The following is a 15,459-nucleotide window of genomic DNA, read 5'->3' as shown; positions in this document are numbered from 1 at the left end:
GCGTGTGGGGGGACCGCGGGGCGAGGGTCCTGGGCATGAAGCAACTGCTGGAGGTACTCGGTTTCCTCGCCCTGGTGCAGGGCGTCGCCGGCCTGGTGCACGAGTTCACCGACTGGGACTGGGGGCTCGTGCAACGGCTCGACTTCCTCGACGGCTACGAGGTCTACGCGAGCATCGCGCTCCTGGTGCTCTCGTTCGCCCTGTTCGCCGCCGCGGAGAGCCGCAAGCCCGGCTGAGCGCTCGCCGGACCTCGGGTCAGGTGACCGGAGCCGGGCGGCTCAGCAGTCGTGGTCGATCAGGTCGAAGCTCGCGTAGTGGTCGGCGGTGTAGTAGTCCTCCTCGTACTGCTGACCGGTGACGATACGGCGCGCGCCGCGCGTGGAGGAGCCCGGCGTCGTGACCGTGTACTCGTGGTCCTACGTCGGCGTCGCCCTCGACGGCCGCATCGCCGGCCCCGGCGGCGAGTTCGACTTCTTCCCCCAGGGGGACGCGCAGCAGGCCGCCGCCTACTCCTCCTGGATGAACACGCTGTACCCGGAGACCGTTCCGACCGCCTACCGCACCGCCGCCGGCGTCGCCGACGCACCTGCTCGGCGCTTCGACACCGTCGTCATGGGTCACGGCACCTATCGGCCCGCCCTCGAGCAGGGGATCGGCAGTCCGTACGCGCATCTGCGCCAGTACGTGGTCTCCAGCACGCTCGAGACCGATGTCGATCCGGCTGTCACCGTTGTACCGGGCGACCCACTCGCCCTCGTCCGCGACCTCAAGCGGGAGGACGGCACAGACCTGGACGTCTGGCTCTGCGGCGGCGGGAGGCTCGCGGGCGCCCTCCTGCCCGAGATCGACGAACTGCTCTTCAAGAGCTGTCCGGTGGTCGCCGGCGCCGGGGTCCCGGCCGTCAACGGCGCCTTCGACCCCACCGTCTTCGACGTCTCCGAGCGCACGGCCTTCCCCAACGGCATCACCCTCACCCGCCTCACGCGCCGCTGATCCGTGCGGGATCACCTCGCGGACCGGATGAGGACGGCCCAAGGCGAAGTACCGCGAGGTGGACGGTGGCGCTCTTGTCCTCCCGCACCCCTGCGACCACCACCGCTGCCACACCGCACTCGCAGTCCGGCCACCCATCGGCCCCACGAACAACGCTGCGGGTCACCGCACCTGGCCGTTGTCCGGAAGTTCGTACGAACCGTAGCGGGGGCGGCCGTCCAGTGCGTACGTCTGGATGGAGACGCCCGCGGCGGTGATGCGTCCGCCGGTGTGCCGGAACGCGGTGGGCAGGGTGCCCTCGGCGAACAGGCGGCGGCCGGCGCCGAGCACGACCGGGAACGTCAACAGGTGAAGGGTGTCGACGAGGTCCAGCGCGAGGAGGGTGTGGGCCAGGGCGCCGCTGCCGTGGACCTGGAGCTCGCCGTCGGTCCGCTCCTTGAGGGCGGTGACCTCCTTGGCGAGGTCGCCGTGGATCGCGGTGGTGCCGGCCCAGACGGGGTCGGCGAGGGCCGTCGAGGTGGCCACGTATTTCGGCAGCCCGTTCAGCTTGGAGGCGACGGGATCGGCCGGGTCGGTCACCTTCGGCCAGTACGCGGCGAAGATGTCGTAGGTGCGGCGGCCGAGGAGGAAGGCGCCGACGCGCTCGAAGACCTCGTTGACGAACCGGCCGAAGTCGTCGTCGCCGTACGGGACGCTCCAGCCGCCCTGCTTGAAGCCGTCCCTGGTGTCCTCGTGGGGACCGCCGGGTGCCTGGTAGACGCCGTCGAGGGTGACGAAGCTGGTGAGGACGAGCTTGCCCATGGCGGGTGCCCTCCTTGCTGCTGCTCGGGGTGGGATCCACTGTCATCAGGGCAGACCCCGCCCGGCCCCGCAACTCATCGGCGCGTCCGGCGTGTTTCGGCCTGGCGGTTCGGTCGGGGCAGTCCGGCCGGTGCGGGTTCGGCCAGAGCACCCCGCCCGTGACGTGGATGTCCGTTCGCCGCCAGCGCTCGCGTCCGGCCGGCGGTGGGATGGGCCCATGACGATTTCGAACGGAACCACGACGGTGAACGGGACCCTCGACGGCAAGGTGGCCCTCGTGACCGGCGGTAGCCGCGGCATCGGCGCGGCGACGGCGCTACGGCTGGCGCGGGAGGGCGCGGACGTCGCGCTGACGTACGTGAACGGCAAGGAGGCGGCTGAGGGCGTCGTACGGAGCGTGGAGGCCCTCGGGCGCCGCGCGGTGGCCCTGCGCGCGGACTGCGCGGACGCCGGCGAGGCGGCGGAGGCGGTGAGGCTCGCGGCGGAGGCGATGGGCGGGCTGGACGTGCTGGTGAACAACGCGGGCGTCGGGGTGCTCGGGCCTCTGCGGGAGCTGTCGCTCGCCGAGGTGGACCGGGTCCTCGCGGTGAACGTGCGCGGGGTGTTCCTCGCCTCGCAGGCCGCGGCCGGTCACCTGCGGGACGGGGGCCGGATCATCACCATCGGCTCCTGCATGGCGCAGCGGGTGCCGGGGCCGGGCGGGACGCTCTACGCGATGAGCAAGTCGGCGCTGGTGGGACTGACCAAGGCGCTGGCCCGGGAACTCGGGCCGCGCGGGATCACGGCCAACATCGTCCATCCCGGCCCGATCGACACGGACATGAACCCGGCGGACGGGCCGTACGCGGCCGGCCAGGCGGCGATGACCGCGGTGGGGCGGTTCGGGGCGGCCGAGGAGGTCGCGGCGACGGTCGCGCATCTGGCGGGCGCCGCGTACGTCACGGGTGCCGAGGTCGCGGTGGACGGGGGCCACGCGGCGTGACGCCGTGAGACGTCCCTCGCCCCCGCCGCCCTCTCCGTCCCCGACCCGGGGCGGCACCGGGTCGTCGGCGATATGCGACCGCAACGGGCAGGCAGCGAGACTCTTTGATCGCTGCCCTGGGCCGACCGTGTCGGAGCCGTCCTGGACGGCTCCGTGCACGGGGCCGAACCCGCGGCAGTTCGCCGAGTCGCACACCGCTTCGCGGCGCGAGGGCGCCGGTCCGGTGCCAGGGTGCTCCGGGTCGGCGCCCTCGCGGCCCTGAGCGGACGGACGAACGATCCACGTCCAGGGGGCGCCGGCCCCGCCCCCGGCGCAGGGGCGGAGCGCCTGCGGCGGGACGGGAAGGAGCGGCGGGGCGAGGGAGGGTGCGGGTCAGCCGCCCAGTTCCTGGTGTCGCGCCGCCAGGCGGCTCGCGCCCTGTTCCGTCAGTGAGCCGAACAGGCGCAGCCGGGAGATGCCGCCGTCGGGGAAGATGTCCACGCGCGCGTGCGTCCCCACCGCCGGCTCGGGCAGGACGAAGCGGTGGTTGGTGTCGGGTTGGAGGCGGGTCCGCGGGAGGATCTCGCGCCACTCGCCGGCGCCGCTGCCGTCGGTGTCCCTCACCGACACCGACGCCCATCCGGCGCTGTTGCCCTTCAGGTACGCCGTGTCGATCTCCAGGGCGCGGATGTGGGCCTGGGCGGCCAGCCGGTAGCGGATCCAGTCGTGACCCTGGTCGCGCCGGCGGCGCGTCTCCCAGCCGTCGTCCATCTTGCGGGAGCGGCCGGGCTGGATGGTGTTGGTGGCGGGCGAGTAGAAGAGGTCGGAGGCGTCCTCGACCTGGCCGCCGTTCTCCAGGGCGACGACGTCGAAGGTGCCGAGGGCGGAGAGCCAGGCGGGGTCGGGGACGACTTCGCCGTACACGCGCAGGCGGGCTATGCCGCCGTCGGGGTGCTGGTTGACCCGCAGATGGGTGAAGCGCTGCTCGACCGCCACCGGGAAGCCGTTCGCCGCGTGCCCGCCGACCGGTGTGCGGGGGACGAGCGTCGTCCACTTCACGTCGTCCCCCAGCAGTTCCTCGGGGGAGGGGGAGCCCGGGACCGAGGTGCCCTCGACGGACACCGCCTGCGGGTAGTTGCCACGGAAGTGGGCCGTGTCGACGACGATGCCGCGGATCACGCCGGGCGCGCCGAGCCGGACCAGCGCCCAGTCGTGGTCGTCGGCCGTGGGCCAGGGGTGGTCGGCCGAGGCGCCGCGGCGCCGACGCGTCTCCCAGCCGTCCATGATCTTGCCCTTGTGGCCGAAGTGCTCGGGGTCGAACTCCGCGCGCCCGGGCACGAGCAGGTTCTCCCGCTGGGCGAAGAACTCGTCGTTGGCGGCGATCACTCCGGCGCCGAGCTGCCGGTCGGCGAGGTTGGCGTGCTGGGTGAAGGGGAAGTCGGCGGTGCGGTAGTCCGCGTAGGGGTCGCCGCCGCCGTAGGGGTTCGCGTCGCCGGTGAAGCCGGTTGTCGCCGTCACGGTGATCAGGTCTTCCTTTCGGGAGTCGGGCCGCTGCGGGTGCGGCGCGGGTGGTCAGTGGGGGCGCGTGAGCAGCCGGCCCTTCGGGTCGGTGAACTCGCCGTCCGCGACGATGCGTTCGCCGCGCAGCCAGGTGGACTTCACGACGCCGTACAGCGTCCTGCCGGCGTACGCGGTGACGCGGTTGCGGTGCTGGAGGGCCGCCGGGTCGACGGTGAAGGTGTCGTCGGGGGCGAGGACGGCGAAGTCGGCGTCGCGGCCGGCCTCGATGGCGCCCTTGCGGTCGAGGCCCACGAGGGCCGCCGTGCGCGTGGACATCCAGCGGACCACGTCCTCCAGTCCGTGGCCGCGCCTGCGCGCCTCGGTCCACACGGCCGGCAGGCTGAGCTGGAGTCCGGAGATGCCGCCCCAGGCGGTGGCGAAGTCGCCGGTCTTGAGGTCGGCCGTGGACGGGGAGTGGTCGGTGACCACGCAGTCGATGGTGCCGTCCGCCAGTGCCTGCCAGAGCAGGTCCTGGTTGGCGGCCTCGCGGATGGGCGGGCAGCACTTGAACTCGCTGGCGCCGTCCGGGACTTCCTCGGCGGTGAGGGTGAGGTAGTGCGGGCAGGTCTCGACCGTGATGCGCACCCCCTCCGCCTTCGCGGCGGCGATCAGCGGCAGCGCGTCGCTGGAGGACAGGTGCAGCACGTGCACGCGCGCGTGCAGGCGTTTCGCCTGGGCGATCAGGTTCGCGACGGCGGTGTCCTCGGCGTCGCGGGGGCGGCTGGCGAGGAAGTCGGCGTACCGGGGGCCGCCCTGCTGCGGGGCGGCGTCGAGGTGGTGCGGGTCCTCGGCGTGCACGATCAGCAGGCCGCCGAACCCGGCGATCTCGGCGAGGGACCGCGCCAGCCGGTCCTGGTCCAGGTGCGGGAACTCGTCCACGCCCGACGGGGAGAGGAAGGCCTTGAAGCCGAAGACGCCGGCGTCGTGCAGCGGGCGCAGGTCCTTGACGTTGTCGGGCAGGGCGCCGCCCCAGAAGCCGACGTCGATGTGCGCCTTGTCGGCGGCCACCTCCCGCTTGGTGCGGAGGTGGTCGACCGTGGTGGTCGGCGGGAGGGAGTTGAGGGGCATGTCGACGAGGGTGGTGATGCCGCCGGCCGCCGCCGCGCGCGTGGCGGTCCAGAAGCCCTCCCACTCGGTGCGGCCGGGGTCGTTGACGTGCACGTGGGTGTCGACCAGGCCCGGGAGCAGGACGTCGTCGCCGAGGTCCTCCAGGCGGGCGCCCGGCGGTACGTGGGCGTCGTGCGGCAGGACGGCCGTGATCGTGCCGGCGGCCACGGCGACCGAGGCGGCCCGCGTCCCTTCCGGTGTGATGACGCGCGTCGAGCGCAGCACCAGTTCAGCGTCGGACACCCGGACCCCTCTCTGCCGCCGTTCTGCTCACGGGAGGCGTGATGTACCCCCGCGCAACTTCCACGCAACGGAATTCAACGTTCTGTTGAAGGAGTCTTCATCCCTCGGCCGCGCGCCGTCAAGGGCTCACGTCTCCACAGTGCACCCGCCGGCGCCGATCTGGACGTTTCCGTAAAGCGGAATTAGACTTCCGAGAAGCAGAACGTAGTGACGCACAAGCGAGGAGTCAAACGACCGCCGGGTAGGCTTCAGCTCTTCCCGCCAGTCCCGAAAGGAACGCGCCGTGCCGACGTCCAGCGCCAGCACCAACGACTCCGCCAAGTCCGCCGGCGGAGGGGTCCAGTCCCTCGAGCGCGCCTTCGACCTGCTCGAGCGGATGGCGGACGCGGGCGGCGAGGTCGGCCTGAGCGAGCTCTCCGCGAGCAGTGGGCTTCCACTCCCCACCATCCACCGCCTGATGCGCACCCTGGTGGCCTGCGGGTACGTCCGCCAGCAGCCCAACCGCCGGTACGCGCTCGGCCCGCGCCTGATCCGCCTCGGCGAGTCCGCCTCCCGGCTGCTGGGCACCTGGGCCCGCCCCTACCTGGCCCGCCTGGTCGAGGAGACCGGCGAGACGGCGAACATGGCCCTGCTGGACGGCGACGAGATCGTGTACGTGGCGCAGGTGCCGTCCAAGCACTCGATGCGCATGTTCACCGAGGTCGGCCGGCGGGTGCTGCCGCACTCCACGGGCGTCGGCAAGGCCCTGCTCGCCGGCTTCCCGGACGAGGAGGTGCGCGCCCTGCTGCAGCGCACGGGCATGCCCGCCGCCACCGAGAAGACGATCACCACCCCGGACGGCTTCCTGGCGGCTCTGAAGGACGTGCGCGGCCAGGGCTACGCGGTCGACGACAACGAGCAGGAGATCGGCGTCCGCTGCCTGGCGGTCCCCGTCCCCGACTCCCCCACGGCCGCCGCCATCTCGATCTCCGGCCCGGCCGGCCGCGTCACGGAGACGGCGACCGAGAGAATCGTGCCGGTGCTCCAGCAGGTCGCGGCGGAACTGTCCACGGCGCTGGCGAATCCGGGCCCGGCGCTCTGAGGGCCTGCCGTTCGGATCACGCGGCGGACGCGGCGCCGAACAGCACGTCGCTTCCCCGCGACCTGCTCCGGACGACAGACCCGAGGGCAGCCGACGGCCCGGAGCGGCAGCCCCGGCTCACCCCCGCGGCGCCTCCCCGAACAGCTCCACCGCGTTCCGTACGTCCGACAGGCCCTTGGCCAGCGCGCTCACCGAGCCGATCGCGCCCGCGATCAGCAGCAGGGAGCGGCGCAGCCGGGGGATCTCCGGGATTCCGTGGGCGGCCATCGCGGCGAGGGCGGCGAGTTCCTCCTCGGCGATGACCCGGTCAGGGAACTCGGCCGGATGCGCGGCGAGTTCGCGGCGCAGCCGGGACACCGCGGTCCGCAGTTCCGCCACCCTCGGATCCTCGTCGCTGCCGGTCACTGGCCTCTGCCCCAAGCTCCGCAACACAGCTCTCCCCCCTGGCACGTCCTGGTGCGCAAGCGCATCGTGTCCCCACCCGGCATCCCCGTGGCGCTGGTCGGGCGCCGGGGGACGCGCGGGTCAGTAAACGCCACCGGCGGCGGGGGCGCCACCGCACGGACCGAAATTCAGCCCCGCGACACCGCGCGGCCGTCGCCGCGTCGGACAGGCAGCAGGTATGCAGAACATATGACGCACAAGGTGGACGAGGTCGCCGGGGTGCTCCTCGCGGCGGGAGGGGGGCGGCGCCTCGGCGGACGCCCCAAGGCACTGCTGACGCATCGGGGGCGGCCGCTCGTGGAGTACGCGGTGCAGGTGCTGCGCGCGGCCGGCTGCGCGCGCGTGCACGTGGTCCTGGGGGCCGCCGCCGACACCGTACGGGAACGGGCGCGGCTCGACGGGTGCGTGCTGGTCACCAACCCGGAGTGGGAGCGCGGCATGGGTTCCTCGCTGCGGGCCGGGCTGGACTCGCTCGCCGGGACGGGGGCGAGGGCCGCGCTGGTCTCGCTGGTCGACCAGCCGGGCATCGGGGCGGAGGCGATGGCACGGGTGCTCGGCGCGTACGGGGACGAGTCGTCGCTGGCGTCCGCCACCTACCGAGGGCTGCGCGGGCACCCCGTCCTCCTCGGCGCCGCGCACTGGGCCGGCGTCGCGGCGACTGCGACCGGCGACCGGGGGGCACGCGCCTATCTGAAGGCGCACGTCGAGGCGATCACGCTCGTCGAGTGCGGGGACGTGGCGCAGCCGTTCGACATCGACACCGCCGAGGACCTGGCGCACCTGGAGTGAACGAGGTGGCACGCAGAGCCATCTTGCCTCGACCCGGAGAATCTCGACATCAACAAACCATTGAACTTCCACAATGAGGAAACTAGTATCCACTGATCAGAAGCATTCGACAGCACCCGGACGGCGCTCGGCCGCTCCCCGGGCGCTCGCCGCACCCGCCCGGGTTACCTGGCACCCGGTGCCACGCTCGCTGAAGGAAGTGACAGCTCATGTCCGCACCAGCGCCGTCCCCGCTGGCCATCGTCGACGCCGAGCCCCTGCCCCGGCAGGAGGAGGTCCTCACCGACGCGGCCCTCGCCTTCGTGGCCGAGCTGCACCGCCGGTTCACGCCGCGCCGTGACGAACTCCTCGCCCGCCGCGCGGAGCGCCGCGCCGAGATCGCCCGCACCTCCACGCTCGACTTCCTCCCGGAGACCGCCGCCGTCCGCGCGGACGACTCCTGGAAGGTGGCCCCCTCCCCCGCGGCACTCGACGACCGCCGGGTGGAGATCACCGGCCCCACCGACCGCAAGATGACCATCAACGCGCTCAACTCGGGCGCCCGGGTCTGGCTCGCCGACTTCGAGGACGCCTCAGCGCCCACCTGGGAGAACGTGGTCCTCGGTCAGCTCAATCTGATCGACGCGTACACCCGGAACATCGACTTCACGGACGAGCGCACCGGCAAGTCGTACGCCCTGCGCCCGAACGAGGAGCTGGCGACCGTCGTCATGCGCCCCCGCGGCTGGCACCTGAACGAGCGTCACCTCGTCGACGGCGACGGCCGTCAGGTCCCCGGCGCCTTCGTCGACTTCGGGCTCTACTTCTTCCACAACGCCCAGCGCCTCCTCGACCTCGGCAAGGGCCCGTACTTCTACCTGCCGAAGACCGAGTCGCACCTCGAGGCCCGCCTGTGGAACGACGTCTTCGTGTTCGCCCAGGACCACGTCGGCATCCCGCAGGGCACCGTCCGCGCCACCGTGCTCATCGAGACGATCACGGCCGCGTACGAGATGGAGGAGATCCTCTACGAACTGCGCGACCACGCCTCCGGATTGAACGCCGGCCGCTGGGACTACCTGTTCTCCATCGTCAAGAACTTCCGTGACGGCGGCGCCCGGTTCGTCCTCCCCGACCGCAACGCGGTCACGATGACCGCGCCGTTCATGCGGGCGTACACCGAACTCCTCGTGCGCACCTGCCACAAGAGGGGCGCGCACGCCATCGGCGGCATGGCGGCCTTCATCCCGTCCCGGCGCGACGCCGAGGTCAACAAGGTCGCCTTCGAGAAGGTCCGCGCCGACAAGGACCGCGAGGCGAACGACGGGTTCGACGGCTCCTGGGTCGCCCACCCCGACCTGGTGCCGATCGCCATGGAGTCCTTCGACAAGGTGCTCGGCGACAAGCCCCACCAGAAGGACCGCCTGCGCGAGGACGTCGACGTCAGCGCGGCCGACCTGATCGCGATCGACTCCCTCGACGCGAAGCCGACGTACGACGGTCTGGTCAACGCCGTCCAGGTCGGCATCCGGTACATCGAGGCCTGGCTGCGCGGACTCGGCGCGGTCGCCATCTTCAACCTGATGGAGGACGCGGCCACGGCCGAGATCTCCCGCTCGCAGATCTGGCAGTGGATCAACGCGGGCGTCGAGTTCGAACGCGACGGGAAGACCGTGCGGGCCACCCCGGAGCTGGCCCGCGAGGTCGCCGCCGAGGAACTGCGCCGCATCCGCGCGGAGCTGGGCGAGGAGGCGTTCGCCGCCGGGCACTGGCAGCAGGCCCACGACCTGCTCCTTGAGGTCGCGCTCGACGAGGACTACGCCGACTTCCTGACGCTGCCCGCGTACCAGCAGCTCGAAGGCTGAGGGGCGGCGGCGCTCACCTGTCCGAGTGGCCCAGGGACTTCCCCGGGGCCACTCGGTCGCGTACGGCCTGCTTGACGGCCGTGGGCTCCGGGAAGCCCTGCTCGCGGCGGTCCCACACCACCTCGTCGTTCACGCGCACCACGAAGACCCCGCCCCTGCCCGGCCGCAGCGCCAGCTCCGTCAGCTCGGCCTCGAAGGTCGTGAGCAGTTCCTGGGCCAGCCAGGCCGCCCGGGGCAGCCAGCGGCACTGGGTGCAGTACTCGATCTCGACCCGCTGTGTGTCCGTCATCCCAGGTGCACCGACCAATCCTGTTCCGCCGCCGGCTTGCCGTGCAGGTCGGGGACCCGCTTGAGCCAGTCCGGGCGGCCCTGCTGGGTACGTGCCGCCCGGAGGGCCTCCTCGGCGGCGAGTTCCTCCCGGGAGGGGAAGTCGGTCGGCAGCCAGGCCGCGGAGGCCCGCACGCGCGCGTGGAGGTGGTCCACGTACGCCGTCCGGGCCTCGTCGGGCGTGGCGAAGGCGGGATCGTCCGCGAGCCAGGCGTCCGGCACCTCCGCGACGATCTCCCGCAGCAGCTCCCCGGTCACCTTCGGCGCCAGTTCCGCGTCGGCCGCCCGCACGTCGGGCGTGGAGTGGCCGAGGGCGTGGTGGCGGAAGTCGTAGGCCTTCGCGGGGTCGGAGCCGTCCCAGCGGTGGTGGAAGACGAGGGCGGCGCCGTGGTCGATCAGCCACAGGCGCGGCGGCACGGTCCCGGACGTCGGCCAGACCATCAGGTTGGAGCTGTGCACCGTACGGTCCACGTTCGCGGTGAGGGCGTCGAGCCAGACGATGCGGCCCGCCTCCGACGGGTCCACGGCGAACGACGAGGCGACCTCGGGGGTGAAGTCCTTCGCGCCCGGCAGGTAGTCCATGCCGAGGTTGACGCCCGCGCTGGCCCGGTGCAGCTCGCGCACCTCCTGGTGCGGTTCCCGCTCGGCGATCGCGGGGTCGAAGTGCACCAGGACCAGCTCGGGGAAGCGCAGGCCCAGGGCACGCGCCAGTTCGCCCACGATCACCTCGGCGACCAGCGCCTTGCGGCCCTGCGCGGAGGCGGTGAACTTCACGACGTACGTCCCGAGGTCGTCGGCCTCGACCACCGCGGGGACGGAGCCGCCGGATCGCAGGGGGGCGACGTAGCGGGTCGCGGTGACCTCGGTCAGCATGTTCCCGGCCCGTCCGACGCCGCGGTCCTGCAGTCCACGCTCAACTCCCGACGCACGCAGTGGGAGGACCTCGACCGGCGCGTCGGTCCCCCCGCCTCCTGGGCGGCCCGTCCACGACGGTGCGCCCCTTGCTCCCGGTTTTCCGGCATGCAGTGAGCATAAGCGCGGCGGCTCGGGCCCTCCTCGTCGGTCGGGGGGACGGCTCTACGGGGAGGCGTCGGTGGAGTGCAGGGGTCTGGTGGGCCACTCCAGCAGACGGGCGCCGATGGCCGCGGTCTGCAGGATGTAGCGCTGGGCCGGATCGGCCGGGTCGTGGCCGGTCAGGGTGTGGACGCGCTCCAGCCGGTAGGTCAGCGCGCGCACGCTCAGCGACAGGCGCCGGGCGGTCGCGGCGGCCACGCAGCCGGTGTCGAAGTAGGCGGTGAGGGTGTCGAGCAGCGGCCGTGCCCCGCCGCGTGCCTGTTCCAGTGGCCCCAGGGTGCTGTGGACCAGGTCGACCAGGGCCTGCCGGTCGCGCGCCAGGACGGGGAAGACCAGCAGGTCGGCGGCGCGCAGCAGCGGGTCGTCCAGGCCCATGCGCCGGGCCACGTCGAGGGCGTTGAGGGCTTCCTCGTAGCTGTGTCCGATGCCGATCGTGCCGGGCCGGGGCCGGCCGATGGCGACCTGGCTGCCGCCGGTGGCGGCGTAGGCGTGCTTGGCGAAGTGGGTGAGGACGTCGTCCTGGTCGCCGGGGGCGATGCACACCATCCGACCGTCCTTGGTGGTGAACAGGATGCGGCGGTTCTCGAAGCGTGCGAACAGGGCGCCCGCCACCTGCCGGGGTACGGGATCGGTCTCGTCGTACTTGTCGGGTCCCGCCGCGACGGCGACCGCGTGGGCGCGGGACAGGCGCAGCCCGAAGCGTTCGGAGCGGGCGGCGAGTCGGCCCGGGTCGCCGCGCCCCTGGAGCAGGTCGTCGATGAACTCGCGGCGGGCCGCCTCCTCCTTGCGGACGACGAGTCGCTGGGCGCGTTCGTAACCGTCGGCGAAGGCGTCCACGGCCTGCTCGATGACGGACAGGACGCTGTCCGGGTCCGCTTGTCCGGGCCGGCAGGCGCGGCCGGCCGCGAGGTGCGCGCGGATCAGGGGGCGCCAGCCGTGCCCGGCCTCGGCGGCCCGTGCGCCCAGGGCCCGCCGGGACTCGATCTCGTCGCGGGTCAGCCGGCGGCCCGTGGCGGCGGCGTCCGCCAGGATCCGCTCGAAGCCGTCCAGGTACGCCTCGGATGTGTGCTGGACAGTCATGTCCCCCCTCTTCGATCCCACGTCGTCGCGGGTGCGCGGCCTGCGGTGACGGGCGGACCTCCGGGCCCGGCCGGTGTCCCCGCTCACGCGCCGTGTTCCCCGTGTCCTGGTGCCGGCGTGCGCGACACGGCGGGCTCAGCGGGCTCGGCGGATGCGGCCGGTGTGGTCGTGTCGCGTGCCTGGCCCGCGGCGGGCGTCCGCCGACACGCCTGATCTTCACACACCCTTCCGGCAGCGGGCCCCGGCGATGATGAGCGGATGGACGTCACCGAGGTTCTCCTGCCCGGGATCGGGCTGCGGTACGAGTTCACCAACCATGAGGGCGACCTGGTCGGCATCGTCGCCGCACGGACGGGCTATTTCGAACTGGTCGTCTACGTGGGCGGCGACCCCGACGAGGCCCGGCCCGTGGTCCGGCTCGACAGCCAGGAAGCCGACACGGTCGCCGAGATCCTGGGCGCGCCGCGCATCGCCGAACGGTTCGCCGACCTCACCAAGGAGGTGCCCGGGCTGGTGTCCGGGCAGGTCGAGGTGCGCCCCCGAAGCCCGTTCGCGAACAAGCCCCTCGGCCGGACCCGGGCGCGCAGCCGGACGGGCGCCTCCATCGTGGCGATCGTCCGCGGCGAGGACGTGATCGCGTCACCGACGCCGGACCAGGTGCTCCGGGCCGGTGACGTACTGGTCGTTATCGGAACGGACGAGGGAATCGCCGGCGTGGAACAGATCGTCCGGGGCTGAGCGTGCGCACGCCCGTCACCCTGCTGCTGGAGCTCGGGATCATCCTGGCCGCCCTCAGCGTGCTCGGTGCCGCGGCGAGGCGCTTCACGCTGTCCCCCGTCCCGCTCTACCTGCTCGCCGGTCTGGCCATCGGCGAGGGAGGCATCGCGCCGGTCCCCGCGGCCGGAGAGTTCGTGGAGATCGGAGCGGGCATCGGCGTCGTCCTGCTCCTGCTCACCCTGGGTCTGCAGTTCTCCCTCACCGAGTTCACCAGCAGCCTGCGCCGGCACGTGCCCTCCGCCGTGATCGACCTGGTGCTGAACGCCGTGCCCGGCGCGGTGGCCGCCTGGCTCCTCGGCCTGGACGGCATCGGCATCCTGGCCCTGGCCGGCGCCACGTACATCTCCTCCTCGGGCATCGTCGCGCGGCTCCTGGCCGACCTGCGCCGTCTGGGCAACCGCGAGACCCCGGCCGTCCTGTCCGTGCTGGTCATGGAGGACTTCGCCATGGCGGCCTACCTGCCTCTGCTGGCCGTCCTCGCCTCGGGCGGCCCCTGGTGGCAGGCCGTCCTCGGTGTGCTGATCGCCATCGGCGCGGTCCTCGCCGCGTTCACCGCGTCCTACCGGTGGGGCCACCACCTCGGCCGGCTGCTCGCCCACCCCGACGCCGAACAGCTCATGCTGAGGGTGCTCGGCCTGACCCTGATCGTCGCCGCGCTCGCCGAACTCATCCACGCCTCGGCGGCGGTCGGCGCCTTCCTGGTCGGGCTGACCCTCACCGGCGAGACCGCCGACCGGGCCCGAGCCGTGCTCAGCCCCCTGCGGGACCTGTTCGCCGCGGTGTTCTTCCTCGCCATCGGCCTGACCGTCGACCCGGACGACCTCGTGCCGCTCCTGCCGGCCGCCCTCGCGCTGGCCGTGGTCACGACGGTGACGAAACTGGTCACCGGCCACTACGCCGCCTCCCGGGACAAGGTCGGACGCCGCGGCCGGCTCAGGGCCGGAACCGCGCTCGTCGCGCGCGGCGAGTTCTCCCTCGTCATCATCAGCCTGGTCGGCACCCTGCACGGCGGCCTCGTGCCCCTGGTCACCGCCTACGTCTTCATCCTGGCGGTCGCCGGCCCGGTCCTCACCCGGCTCGCCGGGCCCGTCCCCACCCGCGGTGCCCCCACGGCGGCCGGCGGCGCCGCGCAGCGAGGAGGCAGGCGTCCCTCGTGACAGGCCCGGCCGGTGCGGCGCCGGTGCCGGGGCCGGGACGCCCGGTGTCGAACCGGCCGACCACGGCCTCGACGGCGCCCCGGGGAATCGCGCGCGTACGGGCCCGGCATCGAACACACGGGAGAACTGCCGGAACGTGGCAATGCCGTCGCCGGGACCCGCATGTGAGCATGCGTTCACCGACGGGGTGACGGCACGGGGAGGCGGTGAGCGCGGATGGCCTGGTTCCTGGGTCTCGGCATCGCGGGGGTCGTCCTCCTCACGCCGTCCCTCGTCCTCGACGGGGTGATCGAGGGTTTCCTCGACGGCGTGGAAGCGCTGGACGGCGTCCTCGACGGGCTGCTGTCCCTCCCGGTCGTCGCCGGGTTCGTCTCGATGCTCGGCTTCTCGGGCGCGATCGTCATGGGCACCACCGGGCTGGGCGCGGTCGGCGCCGTCGCGGTCCGCGTGCCCGCCGGAGTCGCCACGGGCGGGCTCGCCTACCGGCTCGGTCGTGCGCTGACGCACGACCGTTCCGGGGCGGCTCCCCGGGGCGACGACCTGGTCGGCGCCCCGGGATCCGTGGTGACCGCGATCCCCGCGGACGGCTGCGGCGAGGTACTGGTGCGCCTGGCGGGACAACCGGTGAAGCTCGCCGCGAAGAGCCCGGCGGCTGTCGGGCGCGGCGCCGAGGTGTGGGTGGACCAGGTGCTGTCACCCACGGCGGGCTCCGTGCGCCCCGTCGAGCCGGCGAAGGCGTCGTCGTCGCTGTACCCGAAGCGCTCGAGGACCGGCTCCCCGTCCTGCAGCGCCTGTCGGCACAGCGCTGACGCACCGGGTCGTCCCCGGGCGCCCGCTCTCCTGGCGCCGAAGTGGTCCGGGTCGAGCTCCCCAGCTCCACCACCGGGGTCGACCTCGCCGACCTGCTGAAGGGGGTCACCCGGCGGGCCCTGCGCTGCCCGGCCCGCGGCCGCCGCTCCCGCCGAGGCCGACGGGAGGATCGAGGTCACCGGCTGACCGGCCGGTGGCGTGGGACGCCCGGACGGTCTCAGGAGCGTCCGGGCCGGCCCGGGGCGCCGCCCCCGACGGGGGTGGGGGCGGCGCCCCGGGCCCGGTGCGTCCGTCCGCGCGCTCCTCGCCCCGGTCGCCGGCGCCGCCCCCTGGACCGGGCCGGTGCGGGGTCGCGGACCGGCGTCCCGCCCGCGCGTCACGCTCGTCGGCGGCCGTCGGGCAGCCGGGACG

Annotated in this window: 15 protein-coding genes and 2 pseudogenes; 9 read left to right on the top strand and 8 right to left on the bottom strand. The window is 73.3% G+C overall.

The annotated features are described in order from the left end of the window. Positions 1 to 35 precede the first annotated feature (35 nt). A complete protein-coding gene (locus tag ACIHAR_RS09810) occupies positions 36 to 236 on the top strand; it encodes a hypothetical protein (protein WP_365459186.1) in 201 nt (66 codons plus the stop codon). A gap of 42 nt (positions 237 to 278) precedes the next feature. On the opposite strand, the pseudogene ACIHAR_RS09805 reads toward ACIHAR_RS09810, so the two are convergent. Beyond that, a pseudogene (locus tag ACIHAR_RS09805) lies at positions 279 to 413 on the bottom strand (ribonuclease domain-containing protein); the annotation flags it as partial. Here ACIHAR_RS09805 and ACIHAR_RS09800 point away from each other — a divergent pair. Further along, on the top strand, positions 397 to 993 hold the full coding sequence (locus tag ACIHAR_RS09800) for a dihydrofolate reductase family protein (protein WP_400018357.1): 597 nt from the start codon (positions 397 to 399) through the stop codon (positions 991 to 993). The pseudogene ACIHAR_RS09805 and the gene ACIHAR_RS09800 sit on opposite strands and share 17 nt — an antisense overlap. Positions 994 to 1,155: 162 nt before the next feature. Here ACIHAR_RS09800 and ACIHAR_RS09795 read toward each other — a convergent pair whose 3' ends face one another. Then, positions 1,156 to 1,794, bottom strand: a complete 639-nt coding sequence (locus ACIHAR_RS09795; RefSeq protein ID WP_365459180.1) for a dihydrofolate reductase family protein — start codon at positions 1,792 to 1,794, stop codon at positions 1,156 to 1,158. A gap of 217 nt (positions 1,795 to 2,011) precedes the next feature. Between ACIHAR_RS09795 and ACIHAR_RS09790 the strand changes: the two genes are divergently transcribed. After that, entirely contained in the window at positions 2,012 to 2,776 is a 765-nt protein-coding gene (locus tag ACIHAR_RS09790; protein ID WP_365459177.1) for an SDR family oxidoreductase, read from the top strand. 372 nt (positions 2,777 to 3,148) lie between these two features. Here ACIHAR_RS09790 and alc read toward each other — a convergent pair whose 3' ends face one another. After that, on the bottom strand, positions 3,149 to 4,273 hold the full coding sequence (alc, locus tag ACIHAR_RS09785) for an allantoicase (RefSeq protein WP_400018354.1): 1,125 nt from the start codon (positions 4,271 to 4,273) through the stop codon (positions 3,149 to 3,151). 54 nt (positions 4,274 to 4,327) lie between these two features. Further along, on the bottom strand, positions 4,328 to 5,665 hold the full coding sequence (gene allB, locus ACIHAR_RS09780; RefSeq protein WP_400018351.1) for an allantoinase AllB: 1,338 nt from the start codon (positions 5,663 to 5,665) through the stop codon (positions 4,328 to 4,330). Between the two features lie 283 nt (positions 5,666 to 5,948). Between allB and ACIHAR_RS09775 the strand changes: the two genes are divergently transcribed. Next, entirely contained in the window at positions 5,949 to 6,746 is a 798-nt protein-coding gene (locus tag ACIHAR_RS09775) for an IclR family transcriptional regulator (RefSeq protein WP_365459168.1), read from the top strand. Positions 6,747 to 6,863: 117 nt separating this feature from the next. Here the strand turns inward: ACIHAR_RS09775 and ACIHAR_RS09770 are convergent, their stop codons facing one another. After that, entirely contained in the window at positions 6,864 to 7,151 is a 288-nt protein-coding gene (locus tag ACIHAR_RS09770; RefSeq protein WP_365459165.1) for a DUF5955 family protein, read from the bottom strand. A 228-nt stretch (positions 7,152 to 7,379) separates the two neighbouring features. On the opposite strand from ACIHAR_RS09770, the gene ACIHAR_RS09765 reads away from it, so the two are divergent. After that, positions 7,380 to 7,979 carry a nucleotidyltransferase family protein gene (locus tag ACIHAR_RS09765; protein ID WP_365459162.1) on the top strand — a complete coding sequence of 200 codons (600 nt, stop codon included), beginning with the start codon at positions 7,380 to 7,382 and terminating at the stop codon, positions 7,977 to 7,979. Between the two features lie 209 nt (positions 7,980 to 8,188). Continuing rightward, on the top strand, positions 8,189 to 9,823 hold the full coding sequence (gene aceB, locus ACIHAR_RS09760; protein ID WP_365459159.1) for a malate synthase A: 1,635 nt from the start codon (positions 8,189 to 8,191) through the stop codon (positions 9,821 to 9,823). A 13-nt stretch (positions 9,824 to 9,836) separates the two neighbouring features. On the opposite strand, the gene ACIHAR_RS09755 is transcribed toward aceB, so the two are convergent. The 3 genes from ACIHAR_RS09755 to ACIHAR_RS09745 form a co-directional block, all read right to left on the bottom strand. After that, complete coding sequence (locus ACIHAR_RS09755) at positions 9,837 to 10,112, bottom strand: SelT/SelW/SelH family protein (protein ID WP_365459156.1); 276 nt, start codon at positions 10,110 to 10,112, stop codon at positions 9,837 to 9,839. Then, positions 10,109 to 11,023, bottom strand: coding sequence for a HipA family kinase (locus tag ACIHAR_RS09750; RefSeq protein WP_400018347.1), 915 nt, complete (start codon positions 11,021 to 11,023; stop codon positions 10,109 to 10,111). The genes ACIHAR_RS09755 and ACIHAR_RS09750 overlap by 4 nt, the downstream gene beginning before the upstream one ends. A gap of 204 nt (positions 11,024 to 11,227) precedes the next feature. Beyond that, positions 11,228 to 12,304, bottom strand: coding sequence for a helix-turn-helix domain-containing protein (locus tag ACIHAR_RS09745; RefSeq protein WP_365459150.1), 1,077 nt, complete (start codon positions 12,302 to 12,304; stop codon positions 11,228 to 11,230). A 258-nt stretch (positions 12,305 to 12,562) separates the two neighbouring features. On the opposite strand from ACIHAR_RS09745, the gene ACIHAR_RS09740 reads away from it, so the two are divergent. The 3 genes and pseudogenes from ACIHAR_RS09740 to ACIHAR_RS09730 form a co-directional block, all read left to right on the top strand. Beyond that, positions 12,563 to 13,042 carry a cation:proton antiporter regulatory subunit gene (locus ACIHAR_RS09740; RefSeq protein WP_400018345.1) on the top strand — a complete coding sequence of 160 codons (480 nt, stop codon included), beginning with the start codon at positions 12,563 to 12,565 and terminating at the stop codon, positions 13,040 to 13,042. A gap of 2 nt (positions 13,043 to 13,044) precedes the next feature. Continuing rightward, entirely contained in the window at positions 13,045 to 14,238 is a 1,194-nt protein-coding gene (locus tag ACIHAR_RS09735) for a cation:proton antiporter (protein ID WP_400018343.1), read from the top strand. 216 nt (positions 14,239 to 14,454) lie between these two features. After that, positions 14,455 to 14,964 (top strand): annotated as a pseudogene (locus tag ACIHAR_RS09730) (hypothetical protein); the annotation flags it as partial. Positions 14,965 to 15,459: the final 495 nt, after the last annotated feature.

The organism is Streptomyces sp. NPDC052016 (assembly GCF_044548445.1).
Taxonomy (GTDB): domain Bacteria; phylum Actinomycetota; class Actinomycetes; order Streptomycetales; family Streptomycetaceae; genus Streptomyces.
The sequence above is the reverse complement of the archived record's forward strand: the minus strand, read 5'-3'. Positions and strand labels throughout refer to the sequence as shown.

Bases quoted from the DNA above. Each gene is read 5' to 3' on its own strand.
- ACIHAR_RS09810 (WP_365459186.1), top strand. From the start codon at position 36: ATGAAGCAACTGCTGGAGGTACTCGGTTTCCTCGCCCTGGTGCAGGGC.
- ACIHAR_RS09795 (WP_365459180.1), bottom strand. From the start codon at position 1,794: ATGGGCAAGCTCGTCCTCACCAGCTTCGTCACCCTCGACGGCGTCTAC.
- ACIHAR_RS09790 (WP_365459177.1), top strand. From the start codon at position 2,012: ATGACGATTTCGAACGGAACCACGACGGTGAACGGGACCCTCGACGGC.
- ACIHAR_RS09765 (WP_365459162.1), top strand. From the start codon at position 7,380: ATGACGCACAAGGTGGACGAGGTCGCCGGGGTGCTCCTCGCGGCGGGA.
- aceB (WP_365459159.1), top strand. From the start codon at position 8,189: ATGTCCGCACCAGCGCCGTCCCCGCTGGCCATCGTCGACGCCGAGCCC.
- ACIHAR_RS09755 (WP_365459156.1), bottom strand. From the start codon at position 10,112: ATGACGGACACACAGCGGGTCGAGATCGAGTACTGCACCCAGTGCCGC.
- ACIHAR_RS09750 (WP_400018347.1), bottom strand. From the start codon at position 11,023: ATGCTGACCGAGGTCACCGCGACCCGCTACGTCGCCCCCCTGCGATCC.
- ACIHAR_RS09745 (WP_365459150.1), bottom strand. From the start codon at position 12,304: ATGACTGTCCAGCACACATCCGAGGCGTACCTGGACGGCTTCGAGCGG.
- ACIHAR_RS09740 (WP_400018345.1), top strand. From the start codon at position 12,563: ATGGACGTCACCGAGGTTCTCCTGCCCGGGATCGGGCTGCGGTACGAG.